We start from the raw sequence: 18,541 nt of genomic DNA on the forward strand, positions 1-18,541 counted from the left end.
GGGAAGCAGGGGGTCAGAAGCCGGAGCAGACTCCGCGACGCTTCGCCGTCATCGGGCACCTCCCCCTCTTTCCGGGCACTCCTCCGCCGGGCCCCTGGCGTGCGGGCCCTTCGTCGAACGGCATGAGTATAGGACGGGCCGAACGGTATGGGAATAGCGAATCCGTTTGTCCGAACGCGGATGCCTTTCGACGCACGAACCGGGTTCGCGCTTGTGCTCCGTTCGTGTGGAACGAGCGCACGCGTCCGGGGTCATTCCGGTTTCGGGCACCCCGGCGAATATGGTTCCCGGTTCCACTCCGCCGGTCTCCTCCTGTGCGTCCTCCAACCCCCTCCCCTATCCGAATGATCCGGATTAGCGGCTTTCGAAGCTTTCCCGGACCAGGGTGATCCGAGGACTGCGCACCCCGGTTCCGTTTCCGCGCGGCCCGCCCCGGAAAGGAAACCGCTCCCCCGCTGCGGTGCCGCAGAAAATCCCGCTCCGACCCCTGGCGTGGACGGGAAACGCCTACTATGCTGCGACAGCCCGTGGTGCGAATACCGGCCCGAGGAGCAGGGGTCGCCGCCATTGTTTCCGGCGCCGGGAACGCACCGGAAGGCACGCATTCGAAGCACCGGTCCGCCGCGGTGATCCGAGGACGCCCCGCAGGCCGGGTCGGCCGCTCCGGACCACACCGCCCACAGAACGGACCCCCGCCCCTCCATGCACTCCACTCCCCACCGGACCGCGCAGGAATGGGTTCGCCCCCTGGCCGGGGCGACCGCCCCCGGCGGGCTGCGCCTCTTCTTCTTCCCCTACGCGGGGGCGGGCGCCTCCGCCTACCGGAGCTGGGGGGCCGGCCTTCCCGAGGGCACCGAGGGCTTCGCCGTCCAGCTGCCCGGACGCGAGGACCGCTTCCACGAACGTCCCGTCCCCGGGCTCGACGACCTGCTGGACGCCCTCACCCCCGGGCTGCTGCCGCTGCTCGACAGGCCCTTCGCGTTCTTCGGCCACAGCATGGGCGCCATCGTCTGCTGGGAGCTGTGCCGCAGGCTGCGGCTGACGCACGGCCTCGAGCCGGTCCGCGTGTTCGTGTCGGGCTGCCGCGCCCTGCACCTGCACCGGTCGCGCACCCCGGCGGAGGCCGACCTGTCGGACGAGGGGCTGATCGAGGAGCTGCGCGTACTCGGCGCCACCCCCGAGGAGCTGCTGCGCAACCCGGAGTTCACCGCGTTCCTGCTGCCCACCTTCCGCGCCGACCTGTCCCTCTTCGCCGGATACAGCTACCGGCCCGGACCGCCGCTGAGCTGTCCCGTCTCGGTGTTCGGCGGAACGCGGGACCCGCGGGTGGCCGAGGAGCACCTCCACGGCTGGGCCGCGCTGACCGACGGACCGGCCCGGGTGGAGATGTTCCCCGGCGGCCACCTGTTCCTGCTCCAGGAGCGCGAACGGATGCTGCGCAGCATCGGCTGGGCACTGTCCGGCGACGGCTTCTGACCCGACACGGCCGGGCCCGCACCGGCCCCCACCTCCACGGAAAGAGGAGCATGTCCGCAGACGACACGAACTACCAGGCCCTCGTCGGCGGCATCGTCGCCGACGCACTCGAGACCCGGTCGGTCGCCCCCGGGGACGCGTTCGCCGACCTCCAGGTGAACTCGGTCCTGCTGCTGCGCATCATCGCCGCGATCGAGGACAGGCTGGGCACCTCCATCGACATCGTCGACGTCCTCCAGGCGCAGACCGTGGGCGACCTGGCCGACCTGGCCAGGAGCTACGCCCTGCGCGAGGAGGAGGAGGAGGAGAGCCGTGGGTGACGTCCCCTCCCCCCTGTGGCTCCGGACCGCCGACGTCGACCACATGCGCAGGGACGGGCGGGACGAGGACCCCGGCCACGCCTGGACCGCCGAGCGCATCGGCGCGCTCTACCCCGAAACCTCCTGCGAGCTGCTGGACTGCGGCGTGATGTCCGGCGTGACCTACGCCGGTCTGCGGGACGCGGGCCTGCCCGTGGACTACACCGGCATCGACGTCTCCCCCCGGGTCCTCGACGCGTGCCGGGCCGAGCACCCGGGCGCGCGGTGGCTGGAGATGAGCGTCACCGACCTCGCCTTCGGCGAGGGCACCTTCGACGTCGTGAACTCCCGCCACCTGCTGGAGTGCCTGCCCTACTACGAGACGGCGGTCCGGGAGATGTTCCGGGTGGCCCGCACCCACGTGATCATCGGCTTCTTCCAGGTCCCCAGGGCTCCCGAGGCGCTGCTGCGGCGCGAGACCGACGAGGGCTACATCTGGCTGAACCGCTACGACCCGGGCCCCTTCGAGGAGCTGCTGCACCGGCTCTCGCGCAAGGTGGAGACCGCCGACCTGCGCCACGGGCCCCGCCGCTCCCGCATCTACCTCTGCACGAAACGCTGATCCGTCCCGGCCCCGCACGCGGCGGGGCCGGGACGGGTCAGCGGCCGGACGGACCGCGGAAGCGCAGGGCCATGGCCGCCAGGGAGCCCCTGCTCGAGGTGCAGGCCAGGACCGCGTCACCGTCGTCGATCCGGCCGGACTCCGCCAGGTCGGCCAGGTTGATCGGCACGTCGGACGAGAAGCAGTGCCCCACCGTCGAGACGAGCCCGGGGTAGGGCTCCGTGTGCGGCATCGCGGCGGCCATCGACAGCATCGTGCGGGTCGCGCTGCCGAAGTTCGGGGTCACCAGGTAGCGGAAGCCCTCCTCCGCGTGCGGTGCCACCCGACGCGTGGCGGTGCGCATGGCCGTCAGGGTCACCCTCGCGTCGGCCAGGCCCGACCACTCCTTCTCCCGGGGCAGCCAGCGCTCGGTCGCCGATCCCAGGAGCTGGAAGGACGCCTCCGGACCGGGGTCCCGCGTGATGAGGCAGGAGGCGGCCCCATCGCTGAAGACCGTCATGCTGATCGGAGGGTGCCGGGTTCCCGAGACGATCCGGTCGACCGTCACCAGCAGGACCGACGCGGCCTGCCCCGACGCGATCAGGCCCCTGGCCACGTCGGTCCCCGAGGAGAAGTTCGAGCAGGCGTCGCCGCTGACGACGAGGACCGGGGTCGAGGGCAGCTTCGCCGCGGCGCGGAACTCCTGGGCCCACTCGCTGGGGGTCGTCCCCTCGTCCGTGTCGTTGCAGACCACCACCGCCTCGTAGGACACGTCCGGCCGCGCGGACCCCGGGGCTCCCGGGGTGACCGCGACCGCCATCTCCAGGGTGGAGTCCGAGGACACGCGCACCTCCCGGATGCCCTGCTCCTCCAGCGCGCCGAGGTTCTCGCGGACCCTGGGGTCGTCCAGGTCGCGGACGTGGACGGGCGTACCGAGTCTGGACGTGAGAGGGACGGCGTACACGTCCGGGCCCTGCGGGTTCACTGACTCTCCTTGCCGTGCGGCGTCGTGGAACCCCCGGCGGAGGGCCGGAGGGTCTCGTCCCCGAAGTTCTTGTCGACCCACTGGTCGCTGTAGACGGTCTCGAGGTACCGGTCCCCCAGGTCGGGGGCCACGGCCACCGACCTGAGGCGGTGCTCCGGGTCGTGGCGGTCGAGCCAGTCCAGGGCCCCGCCCACCACCGTTCCCGTGGACCCGCCGAACAGGAACCCGCGCGCGGACAGGGACCGGCAGGTCCGGATGGCCTCCCGTTCGGGCACGTGGACCACGTCGTCGACGGAGGCCAGCTCCAGGGCCGGCGCCGGGGTGCTCGACCCGAGTCCGGGGATGAGGCGCGGCCCGGGCTCGCCGCCGAAGTTCGCCGACCCCTGGGCGTCGACGGCCACCACCCGCACACGGGACGCGTGCTCGCGGAAGTACCGCGCGCAGCCCACGAGGGTGCCCCCGGTCCCGGCTCCGACGAAGAGGACGTCGAGATCGGGGAAGCACCCGGCGATCTCGACGGCGGTCGTCTCGTAGTGCGCCGTCCAGTTCGCCGGGTTCTCGTACTGGTTGAGCCACAGGTACCGGTCGTCGCCGCGGCACATCTGCCGGACCCTCTCCTTCCTGGCGCCCAGGAGGCCGCCGACGGGGTCGGGGACGTCGACCACCACGACGTCGGTCCCCAGGGCCCTCATCAGCCGCAGCGTGTGGGGGTTGCAGCGCCGGTCGGTCACGCACGTGAACACCAGGCCCTTGCTGGCGGCGACCACGCTGAGAGCCACGCCGAGGTTGCCGGAGGAGGACTCCACCAGGACCGTGTCCGGGCGCAGGAGGCCGTCCTTCTCGGCGGCCGCCACCATGGCCGCGGCCGTGCGGAGCTTGACGGAGCCTCCGAAGTTGAAGCCCTCGCACTTCAGGTAGATCTCACGGCCGGTCACGGACGTGAGGTCGACGTAGACGTCGGACTCCAGCAGTTCGTGCGGCGCGGAAACGATGGGCATCCCGTGCTCCTGTTCTCGGTGCGGGGCCGGGCGGCGCGGCGGGCGCTCAGGCGCCGGCTTCCGCCTGCCGGACCAGGCTCGCGGGCCGCATGTCGGTCCACTCGCTGTCGATGTGCCGGGTGCACTCCTCCCGGCCGGCCGGACCGAACACGCTCTCCCAGCCGGCGGGCACCGCGATGTGCCCGGGCCACAGCGAGTACTGCTCCTCGGCGTTCCTGAGCACGAGGAAGGTACCGTCCTCGGCGTCGAACGGGTTGGTCATCGCGTTCTCCTCCACGGGTGTGGTCGTGTGCGGGTGGTCGTCCTGCGCGGGGCGGCTCACGGGTCCGCGAGCACGCCGTCCAGGATCTTCCTGACTGCGCCGAGGGGTTCGCGGTCGGTCATCCGGGCGTGCTCGGCGTCGATGTCGTGACGCTCCACACGGCCGCTGACGTGCGGGTCCCACGCCCGCGTCGACGGGGCGCCCCGGCCGCGCCCCCGGGTCGCCGCGAAGAACAGCATGTCGCCCTCGAAGCGGGCGGTGGGCTGCTCGGCCACGATGCGCAGGAGCCGGTTCGCGGTGCGGGCGAGGGCGTCGAGGTCCGCCTCTCCGAGCGCGGGTGCGGCCTCCGTCGCCCCCATGAGGCGGGCGACCTCCTCGGGCCCGATCCCGTCCTGCCAGCCGACGCCCTCGGCCTCGTGCGGGTAGGAGTCCAGCAGCGCCAGGACCGCCACCTCTTCCCCCTGTTCCTGGAGGGCGCAGGCCAGGGCGTGGGCGATGTTCCCGCCCAGGGACCAGCCGAGCAGGTGGTAGGGGCCGTGCGGCTGGACGGAGCGGATCTGGGCCAGGTAGTCGGTGACCAGGTCGGCGGCCGTCTGCGGGGCGCCGCCCGCGCCGTCGGTCCCCCTGGCCTGGATCCCGTACACGGGACGGTCGCCCAGGCCTTCGGCGAGAGCGGCGTAGCACCAGCTCAGGCCGGTCACCGGGTGGACGCAGTACAGCGGGGGCAGGGTTCCGCCGCTGCGCAGGGCCAGCAGGGGCGCCTGGGAGCCGGGACGGTGCGGCCGGAGCCGTCCGCCGTCCTCGGCGAGGGCCGCGGAGATGCCCGCGACGGTCGGGGAGCGGAAGAACGCGGGCAGGTCGACGGTCGCGCCGAGCACCGTCCGTATCCGGCTGATCAGCCGGGTCGCGAGCAGCGAGTGACCGCCCAGGTCGAAGAACCCGTCGTCGATCCCGATGTCGGGACGGTCCAGCACCTCGGCGAACAACCCGCACAGGACCTCCTCCCGCGCGGTGCGCGGGGCCCGCCCGACCGAGCTCTCGGCCTCGGGGGCGGGCAGCGCCGCGCGGTCCACCTTGCCGTTCGGCGTCAACGGGAACGCCTCCAGGGCCACGAAGGCCGACGGAACCATGTAGGCGGGCAGGTCCCGGGTCGCCAGACGGCGCAGTTCCCCGCCCTCCGGCTCCGCCGCGCCCTCGACGGGAACGTGGTAGGCCACCAGTCGCTTCTCCCCGGGGGTGTCCTCGCGCAGCACCACCACCGCCCGCGCGACATCCGGATGCGCCGCCAGAACCGCCTCCACCTCACCCGGTTCGACCCGGAAGCCGCGGATCTTCACCTGGAAGTCGGAGCGCCCCACGTACTCCAGCGCGCCTTCGGCGTTCCACCGCACCAGATCACCGGTGCGGTACATCCGCGAACCCGGCTCACCGAAGGGATCGGCGACGAACCGCCCCGCCGTCAGCCCCGGGCGCTCGTGATAGCCGCGCGCCACACCCGCACCCGCGAGATAGAGCTCGCCGGGCACTCCGGGGGCGGTGGGGTTCAGGCCGTCGTCCAGGACGTAGGCGCGGGTGTTGTCGAGCGGGGCGCCGATGGTCACGGGAGCGTCGGCGTGCAGGCGGCAGGTCGTGGAGTAGACCGTGGTCTCGGTGGGCCCGTACCCGTTGGTCACGCCCCGGGCGGCGGAGGTCAGCGCGTCGGCCAGTTCCCGGGTGACGGGCTCCCCCGCCGTGATGACGTGCACGCCGGACAGGTCGAGGCCGGTCTCCAGCAGGGTCCGCCACAGGCTGGGGGTGGCCTGCATGTGGGTGACACCGTGCCGGTCGATCATGTGCGCGAGCCGTCGGGGGTCCAAGAGGTCCTCGCGGGACACCAGGACCGTCGCGCCGCCGCACACCAGCGGCAGGTACACCTCGACGGAGGCGATGTCGAAACCGAACGTGGTGCTGGCCAGGAAGCGGTCGTGCGCCGTGAACGGCAGACCCCGCTTCACCGACATGAGCAGGTTCACCAGTGAGCCGCCGGTGACGGTCACCCCCTTGGGCCGCCCCGTCGAGCCGGAGGTGTAGAGCACCTGCACCGCACCCGCGTCCGGGCATCCGGTGGCAGCCAGGTTCTCCACCGACCGCCCGGACAGGTCCGCCGCGGCCAGGAACCCCTCGTCCAGCACCACACGCGGCCGCGCGTCCTCCAGGATGAACCGGATGCGCTCCACAGGGAACTCCGGATCCACCGGCACATAGGCCGCACCGGCCTTGAGCACCGCCAGCGCGCACACCACCATCTCCACACCGCGCGGCAGCAGGACCGCCACACGGTCCTCACCCCGCACACCCCTGGCCACCAGCTCGTGGGCCAACCGGTTCACCCGGGCGTTGAGCTCGGCATAGGTGGTCACGCCCTCGTCCGTGACCACGGCAGGCGCCTCCGGGGACCGCGCGACCTGCGCCTCGAACAGCCCGGCCAGGCTCTCCGTGACGCTCTGCCCGTCGGCGTGCGGTGCCCCCCGGCCCCACGTGTGGAGCAGTTGACGGCGCTCGTCGGCCGACAGCAGCTCGACCCGGCCGACCCGGACCGAGCCGTCCCGGGCCATCTCCGCCAATACCGCCGCGTACCAGCGCACGATCCGCTCGGCCGTGGAACGGTCGAACAGGTCCTCGGCGAACTCCAACTGGCCGACCAGACCCGCTCGCGCACCCTGTTCGTCGAACTCCTCGCGTGCGCTCAGGGAGAGGTCGAACTTGGCCACCCGGAAGTCGACCGGGTACTCCTCGACCTCCAGCCCGTCCAGAGCGGGCGAGGAACGCCGGTTGTTCTGCATCACCAGCAGGGTCTGGAAGAGCGGGTGCCGGGACGCCGAACGCTCCGGGTTGAGGACCTCCACCAGCCACTCGAACGGCACGTCCTGGTGCGCGAACGCGTCCAGGCCGCCCTCGCGGACGCGCGTGACGAGTTCGCGCAGCGTGGGATCGCCGGAGACGTCGGTCCGCAGCACCAGGGTGTTGACGAAGAACCCGACCAGCTCCTCCAACGCCTCGTCCGAACGCCCCGCCACCACCGTCCCCACCGGGATGTCGGTGCCCGCCCCCAACCTGCTGAGCAGCGCCGCCCACCCCGCCTGGAGCACCATGAACAGCGTCCCGCCGCACTCCCGGGCCAGGCCCGCCAGACCCTCGTGCACCTCCGCCGGAAGGGCGAGATCGACGGTGCCGCCACGCCAGGACGCCACCGCCGGCCGGGACCGGTCCGTCGGCAGAGCCAACTCCTGCGGCGCCCCTTCCAGGGCACGGCGCCAGTACTCCAGCTGGGTATGCATGAGGCTGCCGGGGTCGGACTGCTCGCCCAGCTCCCGACGCTGCCACAGGCTGAAGTCGGCGTACTGCACCGGCAGCGGCGACCAGTCGGGCACCCGGCCGCCTGCGCGGGACCGATAGGCCCGGCTCAGATCGTCCAGCAGCGGCGCCAACGACCATCCGTCGCACGCGATGTGGTGCACGACCACACAGAGAACGCTCTCGCCATCCGACGCCCGGTACAGCCGGGCACGCACGGGAGGTTCCACCGACAGGTCGAAACCGAGCGCGACGAACCCCGCAAGTCCGGCGACGTCCTCCCCCGACCCACGGTCGACGATCTCCAGCGGCGCCGGGGTCTGCTCTGCCGGGAGCACGTGCTGCCAGACCTGGTCCCGGTCCTGCACGAACACCGTCCGCAGACTCTCGTGACGCTCCAGCACATCCCCCAGAGCCGCGCGCAGGGCCTCCTCGTCCACCGCGCCCCGCAGCCGCAGCGCCACCGGGACGTTGTAGGTCCCCGGCTCCTCCATCTGGTTCAGGAACCACAGCCGGCGCTGGGCGAAGGACAGCGGCACCCACTCGGGCCGCTCCCCCGCCACCAGCGCCGCACGCGCACGACCCCCCGCCCCCTCCAGCAACCGGGCGACCCCGGCCACCGTCGGCCAGTCGAAGAACTCCCGGACACCCACCTCACCGCCGAGCACCGAACGCACCCGGCTGATCAACCGGGTCGCGAGCAGCGAGTGCCCGCCCAGATCGAAGAACCCGTCCTCGACCCCGACATCGGACCGGCCCAGCACCTCGGCGAACAACCCGCACAGAATCTCCTCCCGCGCCGTACGCGGGGCCCGACTCGCCACCGCCACAGCCTCGGGAGCGGGCAGCGCCGCCCGGTCCACCTTGCCGTTCGGCGTCAACGGGAACGCCTCCAGGGCCACGAACGCCGACGGGACCATATAGGCGGGCAGTTCCCCGGCCAGCCGGCTCCGGATACCGTCCGTGTCCAAGCCGTGTCCCGCCGGCGGGACGGCGTACCCGACCAGACGGCGCCCACCGCCCGCGTCCTCACGCACGACGACGACAGCCTGTTCCACACCCGGACAACGGTGCAGAGTCGCTTCGATCTCCCCCAGCTCAATCCGGAAGCCGCGGACCTTCACCTGGAAGTCGGAGCGCCCCACGTACTCCAGCGCACCCTCGGGACTCCACCGGACCACGTCACCGGTGCGGTACATACGCGCACCCGGCTCACCGAACGGATCGGCGACGAACCGCCCGGCCGTCAGCCCCGGACGCTCGTGATAGCCGCGCGCCACCCCCGCACCCGCGATGTACAACTCGCCCTCGACCCCTACCGGCACGGGCGCCAACGCACCGTCCAGCACATACACCCGCGTGCCGGACAGGGGCCGTCCGATGGGCACACGGCCGGGGCTTCCCTTGAGCGGGTCGCTCAAGGTGGAGCAGACCGCGGCCTCGGTCGGACCGTAGGCGTTGACCATGCGCCGGCCCTCGGCCCAGCGCGCCACGAGCTCGGTCGAGCACGCCTCTCCGCCCGAGGCCAGCGAGCGGAGTCCGGTGAGCACGGCGGGCGCGGTCTCGGGCAGGGAACCCAGGACCGCGGGGGTGATGAGGGCGTGGGTGGCCCGGTGACCGTCGAGGAAGTCGACCAGGTCCTGGCCCGCCAGGACGGTGTCGGCTGCGGCCACCGCGAGCGCGGCGCCGCTCAACAGGGCGTGGCACCACTCGGCGGAGGCGGCGTCGAAGCTGAACGAGGCCACCTGCGCGACGACGTCGTCGGGGCCCAGCTCCAGGGCACGGATGGTGGCGCGGGCCATGTTGGCCACACCGGCGTGGTGGTTGACCGCGCCCTTCGGGGTTCCGGTGGACCCGGACGTGTAGATGACGTAGGCGGCGTGTTCGGGCCGGAGCGGGGCCGGGCGCTCGTCCTGGGTGATGTCCCGCTCCGCACGGCTCCGCACGGCCTCGGCGGTCCGCGGGTCGTCCAGGCGCAGGGAAGGTGCGGCGGGAGACGCGGGGTCGGCCGCGACCGTGGTGAGCACCAGTGTGGGGGCCGCGTCGGCGAGCATGAACGCGACGCGCTCGCGGGGGTAGTCGGTGTCGACGGGGACGTAGGCTCCGCCCGCCTTGAGCACGGCGAGCGCGGCGGTGAACATCTCGACGGATCGCGGCAGGGCGATGGCGACCCGTGTTTCCGGCCCCACCCCCCTCGCGAGGAGTTCACGGGCCAGCCGGTTCACCCGGGCGTTGAGCTGGGCGTAGGTGGTCACGCCCTCATCGGTGACGACCGCGGGCGCCTCGGGGGTCCGCGCGACCTGCGCCTCGAACAGCTCGGGCAGGATCTCCGTGGCGCTCTGCCCGTCGGCGTGCTGTACGCCCCGGCCCCACGTGTGGAGCAGCTGACGGCGCTCGTCGGCCGACAGCAGCTCGACCCGGCCGACCCGGACCGAGCCGTCGCGGGCCATCTCCGCCAATACCGCCGTATACCAGCGCGCCAGCCGCTCGGCGGTCGAACGGTCGAACAGGTCCTCGGCGAACTCCAGGTGTCCGCCCAGGCCCGCCCGGGCGCCGTCCTCCCCGAACTCCTCGTACACGTTCAGGGAGAGGTCGAACTTGGCCACCCGGAAGTCGACCGGGTACTCCTCGACCCCGACCCCGGCGAGCTCCAGCGGGGAGCGCCGGTTGTTCTGCATCACCAGCAGGGTCTGGAAGAGCGGGTGCCGGGACGCCGAGCGCTCGGGGTTGAGCGCCTCCACCAGCCACTCGAACGGCACGTCCTGGTGCGCGAACGCGTCCAGGCCGCCCTCGCGCACCCGGGCCACCAGCTCCCGCAACGTGGGGTCGCCGGAGACGTCGGTCCGCAGCACCAGGGTGTTGACGAAGAACCCGACCAGGTCCTCCAGGGCTTCGTCCGAGCGCCCTGCCACCACCGTGCCCACCGGGATGTCGGTTCCGGCGCCCAACCTGCTGAGCAGCGCCGCCCACCCCGCCTGGAGCACCATGAACAGCGTCCCGCCGCACTCCCGGGCCAGGCCCGCCAGGCCCTCGTGCACCTCGGCGGGGATGTCGAGACCGACCGCGTCGCCACGCCAGGACGCCACCGCCGGCCGGGGCCGGTCCGTGGGCAGAGCCAACTCCTGCGGCGCCCCCTCCAGAGCCCCACGCCAGTACTCCGCCTGGGCGTGCATGACGCTGCCGGGGTCGGACTGCTCGCCCAGCTCCCGACGCTGCCACAGGCTGAAGTCGGCGTACTGCACCGGCAGCGGAGCCCAGGCGGGAACGCGGCCGCCTGCGCGGGCCTCATAGGCCCGGCCCAGGTCGCCCAGCAGCGGCGCCATCGACCACCCGTCGCACGCGATGTGGTGCACCACCACACAGAGAACACTCTCGCCGTCCGACACCCGGTACAGCCGGGCACGCAACGGCAGCTGCGCGGAGAGGTCGAACCCGCCCACCGCGAACTCCGCCAACGACGACGCGATCCCCTCCGGAACGCCGTCCGCGACCACGGAGCCGGGGGCCCGGTCCACGATGTCGAAGAAGGCTTCCGTCGGCCCTGGTGGGAGCACGTGCTGCCAGACCTGGTCCCGGTCCTGCACGAACACCGTCCGCAGACTCTCGTGACGGCCGACCACGTCGCCCAGCGCCGCACGCAGGGCTTCCACGTCCACCGCGCCCCGCAGTCGCAGAGCCACGGGAACGTTGTAGGTGCCCGGCTCCTCCATCTGGTTGAGGAACCACAGCCTGCGCTGGGCGAAGGACAGCGGCACCCGTTCCGGCCGCTCCCCCGCGACCAGCGCCGCACGGGAGCGGCTCTTCCGATCACCCAGCAACCGGGCGACCCCGGCCACCGTCGGGCGGTCGAAGAACTCCCGGACCCCCACCTCACCGCCGAGCACCGACCGCACCCGGCTGATCAGCCGGGTGGCCAGCAGCGAGTGCCCGCCCAGGTCGAAGAACCCGTCGTCGATCCCGACGTCGGACAGGCCCAGCACCTCGGCGAACAACCCGCACAGGATCTCCTCCCGCGCCGTACGCGGGGCCCGACTCGCGACCGCCACGACCTCGGGGACCGGCAGTGCGGCCCGGTCCACCTTGCCGTTCGGCGTCAACGGGAACGTGTCGAGCAGCACCAGGAGCGGGACCATGTAGGCGGGGAGCATCGACTCCGTCCGGCTCCGGATGTCGTCGGCGTCCAGGATCCGGCCCGCCGCCGGGACGGCGTACCCGACCAGGCGCCGCTCGCCGCCCGCGTCCTCGTGCACGGCGACGACAGCCTGCTCCACACCCGGACAGCCGCGCAGGACCGCTTCGATCTCCCCCAGCTCGACCCGGAAGCCGCGGATCTTGACCTGGAAGTCGGAGCGTCCGATGTACTCCAGGGTGCCTTCGGCGTTCCACCGCACCAGATCACCGGTGCGGTACATCCGCGAACCCGGCTCACCGTAGGGGTCGGCGACGAACCGCCCGGCGGTCAGACCGGGACGCCCGTGGTAGCCGCGCACGACCCCGGCACCCGCGATATAGAGCTCGCCCTCGACCCCCACCGGCACGGGCGCCAGCGCACCGTCCAGCACGTACACCCGTGTGTTGTCGACCGCGGTGCCGATGGTCACCGGGTCGTCCGCGGACAGGCGGCAGGTCGTGGAGTAGACCGTGGTCTCGGTGGGCCCGTAGCCGTTGGTCACGCCCCGGGCGGCGGAGGCCAGGGCACGGACCAGCTCCGGGGTGGCCGGTTCTCCTCCCGTGACCACGTGCACGCCGGACAGGTCGATGCCGGCCTCCAGCAGGGTCGACCACAGGCTGGGGGTGGCCTGCATGTGGGTGACACCGTGCGTGGAAACCATGCCCGCGAGCCGCCGGGGGTCCAACAGGTCCTCGCGCGTCACCAGGACCGTCGCGCCGCCGCACACCAGCGGCAGGTAGATCTCGACGGAGGAGATGTCGAAACCGAACGTGGTGCTGGCCAGGAAGCGGTCGTGCGCCGTGAACGGCAGGTTCCGCTTCACCGACAACAGCAGGTTCACCAGCGCGCCGCCGGTGACGGTCACCCCCTTGGGCCGCCCCGTCGAGCCGGAGGTGTAGAGCACCTGCACCGCACCCGCCCCCGCGCATCCCACCGACTCGGGGTTCGCGGCAGAGCGAGCGGTGAGGTCCATCCGTCCTACGAGGTCCTCGTCCAGGACCACGCGGGGCCGGGCGTCCTCCAGGATGTACCGGATGCGCTCGGCGGGGAACTCCGGGTCCACCGGCACGTACGCCGCACCGGCCTTGAGCACCGCCAGCGCGCACACCACCATCTCCACGCCGCGCGGCAGCAGGACCGCGACGCGGTCCTCGCCCCGCACACCCCTGGCCACCAGCTCATGGGCCAACCGGTTCACCCGCGCGTTGAGCTCGGCGTAGGTGGTCACCCCCTCGTCCGTGACGACCGCGGGAGCCTCGGGGGTGCGCGCCGCCTGCTCCTCGAACAGCCCGGCCAAGGACGCGGGAACAGCCTCCGCGGGAGGCCCGTTCCACCCCTCCACCAACTGACGGCGCTCGCCGGGAGAGAGCAGCTCGACCCGGCCGACCCGGAGGGAGCCGTCGCGGGCCATCTCCGCCAATACCGCCGCGTACCAGCGCACGATCCGCTCGGCGGTGGGACGGTCGAAGAGGTCCTCGGCGAACTGCAGGTGCCCGCCCAGGCCCGTTCGATCGCCGTCCTCCCCGAACTCCTCGTGCACGCTCAGGGAGAGGTCGAACTTGGCCACCCGGAAATCGACCGGGTACTCCTCGACCTCCAACCCCTCCAGAGCGGGCGAAGTCCGCCGGTTGTTCTGCATCACCAGCAGGGTCTGGAAGAGCGGGTGCCGAGAGGCCGAGCGCTCGGGGTTGAGGACCTCCACCAGCCACTCGAACGGCACGTCCTGGTGCGCGAACGCGTCCAGGCCGCCCTCGCGGACTCGCGTGACGAGTTCGCGCAGGGTGGGGTCGCCGGAGACGTCGGTCCGCAGCACCAGGGTGTTGACGAAGAACCCGACCAGGTCCTCCAGGGCTTCGTCCGGTCTTCCGGCCACCACGGTCCCGACCGGGATGTCGGTTCCGGCGCCCAGCCGGCTGAGCAGCGCCGCCCACCCCGCCTGGAGCACCATGAACAGCGTCCCGCCGCACTCCCGGGCCAGGCCCGCCAGGCCCTCGTGCACCTCGGCGGGGATGTCGAGGTCGACGGTGCCGCCACGCCAGGACGCCGCCGCCGGCCGGGGCCGGTCCGTGGGCAGAGCCAACTCCTGCGGCGCCCTCTCCAGGGCACGGCGCCAGTACTCCAGCTGGGTATGCATGACGCTGCCGGGGTCGGACTGCTCGCCCAGCTCCCGGCGCTGCCACAGGCTGAAGTCGGCGTACTGCACCGGCAGCGGAGCCCACACGGGCGCCCCTCCACGCGATCGGGCCTCATAGGCCCGGCCCAGGTCGCCCAGCAGCGGCGCCATCGACCACCCGTCGCACGCGATGTGGTGCACCACCACACAGAGAACGCTCTCCTCGTGCGAGACCCGGTACAGCCGGGCACGCAACGGCAGCTGCGCGGAGAGGTCGAACCCGCCCACGGCGAACTCCGCGAGCGCGGCCGGGAGTCCGGCCGGGTCGGAGTCGACCGCCTCCAGGGGGACGCCCGCCTGTTCGGCGGTGACGACGTGCTGCCGGACCTGGTCCCGGTCCTGCACGAACACCGTCCGCAGACTCTCGTGACGCTCGAGCACATCCCCCAGGGCCGCACCCAGGGCCACGGCATCGACCCTGCCTCTCAGCCGCAGAGCCACGGGAATGTTGTAGGTCCCCGGCTCCTCCATCTGGTTGAGAAACCACAGCCGGCGCTGGGCGAAGGACAGCGGCACCCGCTCGGGCCGCTCCCCCGCCACCAGCGCCGTACGCGCACGCCCGTCCTCGCGCTCCAGCAAGTCGGCGACCCCGGCCACCGTCGGCCGGTCGAAGAACTCCCGGACCCCCACCTCACCGCCGAGCACCGACCGCACCCGGCTGATCAGCCGGGTGGCCAGCAGCGAGTGCCCGCCCAGGTCGAAGAACCCGTCGTCGACCCCGACGTCGGACAGGCCCAGCACCTCGGCGAACAACCCGCACAGGATCTCCTCCCGCGCGGTGCGCGGCCCCCGTCCGACCGTGTCCCCGGCCTCGGGGGCCGGCAGTGCGGCCCGGTCCACCTTGCCGTTCGGCGTCAGCGGGAACGCCTCCAGGGCCACGAACGCCGACGGGACCATGTAGGCGGGCAGGTCCACGCCCGCGAGATGGCGCAGTTCCCCGCTCTCCGGGGCCTCCGCACCCTCGACGGGAACGTGGTAGGCCACCAGGCGCTTCTCCCCGGGGGTGTCCTCGCGCAGCACCACCACCGCTCGCGCAACCTGCGGGTGCGCCGCCAGGACAGCCTCCACCTCACCCGGATCGATGCGGAAACCACGCAGCTTGACCTGGAAGTCGGAGCGCCCGACGTATTCCAGCGCGCCCTCGGGACTCCACCGGACCACGTCACCGGTGCGGTACATCCGCGAACCCGGCTCACCGTAGGGGTCGGCCACGAACCGGCCCGCCGTGAGGCCGGGACGCTCGTGGTACCCGCGCGCCACACCCGGGCCCGCGATGTACAACTCGCCCTCGACCCCTACCGGCACGGGCGCCAACGCACCGTCCAGTACATACACCCGCGTGTTGTCGACCGCGGTGCCGATGGTCACCGGGGCGTCGGCGTACAGGCGGCAGGTCGTGGAGTAGACCGTGGTCTCGGTGGGCCCGTACCCGTTGGTCACGCCCCGCGAGGCCGAGGTCAGCGCGTCGGCCAGTTCCCGTGTGACGGGCTCCCCCGCCGTCACGGCATGCACGCCGGACAGGTCGACCCCCGCCTCGAGCAGGGTCCTCCACAAGCTGGGGGTGGCCTGCATGTGGGTGACACCGTGGGTGGCGACCGCCTCGGACAGCTTGCGGGGGTCCAGCAGCGCGTCACGCGTCACCAGGACCGTCGCGCCGCCGCACACCAGCGGCAGGTACACCTCGACGGAGGCGATGTCGAAACCGAACGTGGTGCTGGCCAGGAAGCGGTCGTGCGCGGTGAAGGGGAGGTTCCGCTTCACCGACATGAGCAGGTTCACCAGTGAGCCGCCGGTGACGGTCACCCCCTTGGGCCGCCCCGTGGAACCCGAGGTGTAGAGCACCTGCACCGCACCCGCAGCAGGGCACCCGGCAGCGACCGGGTTCTCCTCGGACCGGGCGGCCAGGTCCACCGCGGCCAGGAACCCCTCGTCCAGCACCACACGCGGACGCGCGTCCTCCAGGATGAACCGGACGCGCTCGGCCGGGAACTCCGGATCCACCGGCACATAGGCCGCACCGGCCTTGAGCACCGCCAGCGCGCACACCACCATGTCCACGCCGCGCGGCAGCAGGATCGCGACGCGGTCCTCACCCCGCACACCCCTGGCCACCAGCTCGTGGGCCAACCGGTTCACCCGCGCGTTGAGCTCGGCATAGGTGGTCACCCCCTCGTCCGTGACGACCGCGGGCGCCTCCGGGGACCGCGCCACCTGCTCCTCGAACAGCCCGGCCAAGGACGCGGGAACAGCCTCCGCGGGAGGCCCGTTCCACCCCTCCACCAACTGACGGCGCTCCTCGTCCGACAGCAGGTCGCACTGCCAGATCGCGGTGTCGGGGTCGGCGATGACGAGCTCGATCGACCTGCGCAGGCGCTCGGCCATCGCCTCGACGGTCGAACGCCGCCACAGGTCGGTGCGGTACGTCAGGACCCCCTGGAGTCGGCCGTCGGTCACGGCCGTGCTGAACTCCAGGTCGAACTGGGCCGCCGCACCGTTCCACGGGACCCGGGTGAGGCCCCGGTCCCCCTCGGGGCCGCCCGGTTCGGCGGGCCCGCCGTGGTGGACGTGGACGACGTCGAAGACGGGGTTGCGGTGGGAGTCGCGCGCGGTCGTGGCCGCCGCGACCACCCGCTCGAACGGGGCGTGCTGGTGCGCCTGGGCCCGCGCCAGTCCGCCCTGGACGAGGCGCACCAGTTCGGCGCTGGTGCGCACCCCGGACAGGTCCGCGCGCAGGGCGGTGGTGTTGACGAAGAAACCGACGACGTCCTGGAGGTCGGGGCCGGTGCGGCCGGTGAAGACCGTGCCGATGGTGACGTCGGTCTGCCCCGACTGTTTGGCCAGGAGGAACTGGAACGCGGCCGCCAGGACGCTGGAGGGGGCCGCCCGCATGCGCAGGGCGAACCGGTGCAGGGCGGCGGTGGTCCGCGGCGACAGCTCGAAGCGCACCCGGTCCGCCTCGGGGGCGGAGTCGTCGGAGCGGGGCGTGTCGGTCGGCAGCTCCAGGCGTTCGAAACCCTGGAGTTCCCGGCGCCAGTGGTCCACGTGCCCGGACAGCTCGGCGACGGCGTCGGGGGCGCGCTGCGCCGCGGCCACGTCCGAGAACCGGCCGGGCACCGGTGCGAGGCCCGCGTCGCCCCCGGACAGGGCGGCGCCGTAGAGGGCCCGCAGGTCGCGTTCCAGGATGTCCAGGGACCGCCCGTCCACCACCAGGTGGTGGACGACCAGGGCGAAGGTGTCCGGTCCCTCGGCGCGGCGGACGATCAGCGCCCGGAGCGGCGGGGCGTCCAGGAGGTCGAAGGGCTGCGCGGCCGCTGCGCGGACCGCGTCCCGGACGGCTTCGCCGGAGTCGGCGCGCGCGTGGGCCGGTTCCAGGGTGAACGCCGTGAGGACGTGCTGCCGGGGGACCCCGTCCGCGTCGGCGGAGTAGGCCGTTCGCAGGACCTCGTGCCGCTCGGCGAGGCGGTCCAGGGCCGCACGCAGGGCGCTCTCCGCGATACCCGGATCGAAGTCCAGGCGCAGGACCAGGTTGTGGCTGACGTCGTGGGGGTCGAGCTGCTGGAGCCACCACAGGCGTTCCTGCCCGAAGGTCAGGGGCCGGGCCCCGCTGACGTCGTTCACTGGCCGTCCTTCCCGTCCTGCGCCGTGATGGCGCAGCCGTTCCCCACGGCGCCGCGCCCGCGGCGGGGCACGAAACGGCAGGGGGTCGCCATGGTGTTTCGAACCGTCACGATGTAGACATATCGGATTCAGAGACCGCCGGTCGACCACGCGAGTTCGCACTCGCGAAATCACCGATTCCGGACCGTCAACCCGAAAATACGTACGGAGCGGCCACTGCCCCGTTCTCCTGTGGACGACGCCGGGAGAGGACATGAATCGCATCGCTGCCCCGGGGTTGACCTGTGCCTTCCGGACGCGGTAACGCCACCGGGTTCCCACCGGTCGGATCGGCCCGCGAACACGGCACGAACAAGCACCCCCACCAGATAAAAGCCCTGCGTCGTCGGCGATGATAGCGCACAGCACACCGGCCGGGAATCCCCGGCCACCGGTGAATCGGCTGTTCACAGAGGCTTCCGCTCCACCACGGAAACCGTTACTATGCGCCAGGGATCACCGGTCCGCGGTGGTGCGCAAGAACCTGGAACCGTTGCCGCCATTGCGCCGAACAACGACGTCGTGGTATCTCGTTCCATACGGTCCGATGTTTCTCGAAGCCCGGGGTGCGAGTCGTCGGACAATG

General features: G+C 72.4%; 7 protein-coding genes. 3 read left to right on the top strand and 4 right to left on the bottom strand.

Translation table 11 applies throughout. The annotated features are described in order from the left end of the window. The first annotated feature begins 702 nt into the window (after positions 1-702). The 3 genes from ACQPYD_RS19295 to ACQPYD_RS19305 are packed head-to-tail and all read left to right on the top strand — an operon-like array spanning position 703 to position 2,397. Positions 703-1,476 carry a thioesterase II family protein gene (locus ACQPYD_RS19295; RefSeq protein ID WP_433696982.1) on the top strand — a complete coding sequence of 258 codons (774 nt, stop codon included), beginning with the start codon at positions 703-705 and terminating at the stop codon, positions 1,474-1,476. A 50-nt stretch (positions 1,477-1,526) separates the two neighbouring features. Further along, the gene (locus tag ACQPYD_RS19300) at positions 1,527-1,796 is read left to right on the top strand and encodes an acyl carrier protein (protein ID WP_433696983.1); all 270 of its coding nucleotides are present in this window, start codon (positions 1,527-1,529) and stop codon (positions 1,794-1,796) included. Beyond that, positions 1,789-2,397 (top strand): class I SAM-dependent methyltransferase, encoded by a 609-nt coding sequence (locus ACQPYD_RS19305; RefSeq protein WP_433696984.1) that lies wholly within the window; start codon positions 1,789-1,791, stop codon positions 2,395-2,397. Before ACQPYD_RS19300 ends, ACQPYD_RS19305 begins: the two co-directional genes overlap by 8 nt. A gap of 37 nt (positions 2,398-2,434) precedes the next feature. On the opposite strand, the gene ACQPYD_RS19310 is transcribed toward ACQPYD_RS19305, so the two are convergent. The 4 genes from ACQPYD_RS19310 to ACQPYD_RS19325 are packed head-to-tail and all read right to left on the bottom strand — an operon-like array spanning position 2,435 to position 17,916. Then, entirely contained in the window at positions 2,435-3,361 is a 927-nt protein-coding gene (locus tag ACQPYD_RS19310; protein ID WP_433696985.1) for a hypothetical protein, read from the bottom strand. Further along, positions 3,358-4,359: a 2,3-diaminopropionate biosynthesis protein SbnA gene (gene sbnA, locus ACQPYD_RS19315; protein ID WP_433696986.1), complete on the bottom strand. Its 1,002-nt coding sequence runs from the start codon at positions 4,357-4,359 to the stop codon at positions 3,358-3,360. Before sbnA ends, ACQPYD_RS19310 begins: the two co-directional genes overlap by 4 nt. A 46-nt stretch (positions 4,360-4,405) precedes the next feature. After that, positions 4,406-4,681, bottom strand: a complete 276-nt coding sequence (locus tag ACQPYD_RS19320) for an MbtH family protein (RefSeq protein WP_433696987.1) — start codon at positions 4,679-4,681, stop codon at positions 4,406-4,408. After that, positions 4,678-17,916 (bottom strand): amino acid adenylation domain-containing protein, encoded by a 13,239-nt coding sequence (locus tag ACQPYD_RS19325; RefSeq protein WP_433696988.1) that lies wholly within the window; start codon positions 17,914-17,916, stop codon positions 4,678-4,680. The genes ACQPYD_RS19320 and ACQPYD_RS19325 overlap by 4 nt, the downstream gene beginning before the upstream one ends. Positions 17,917-18,541 lie beyond the last annotated feature (625 nt).

Source organism: Nocardiopsis sp. CA-288880, from assembly GCF_050955985.1.
Classification (GTDB): domain Bacteria; phylum Actinomycetota; class Actinomycetes; order Streptosporangiales; family Streptosporangiaceae; genus Nocardiopsis; species Nocardiopsis tropica.

Excerpts from the sequence above, each read along its gene's own strand:
- sbnA (WP_433696986.1), bottom strand. The coding sequence starts at position 4,359 with ATGCCCATCGTTTCCGCGCCGCACGAACTGCTGGAGTCCGACGTCTAC.
- ACQPYD_RS19295 (WP_433696982.1), top strand. The coding sequence starts at position 703 with ATGCACTCCACTCCCCACCGGACCGCGCAGGAATGGGTTCGCCCCCTG.
- ACQPYD_RS19300 (WP_433696983.1), top strand. The coding sequence starts at position 1,527 with ATGTCCGCAGACGACACGAACTACCAGGCCCTCGTCGGCGGCATCGTC.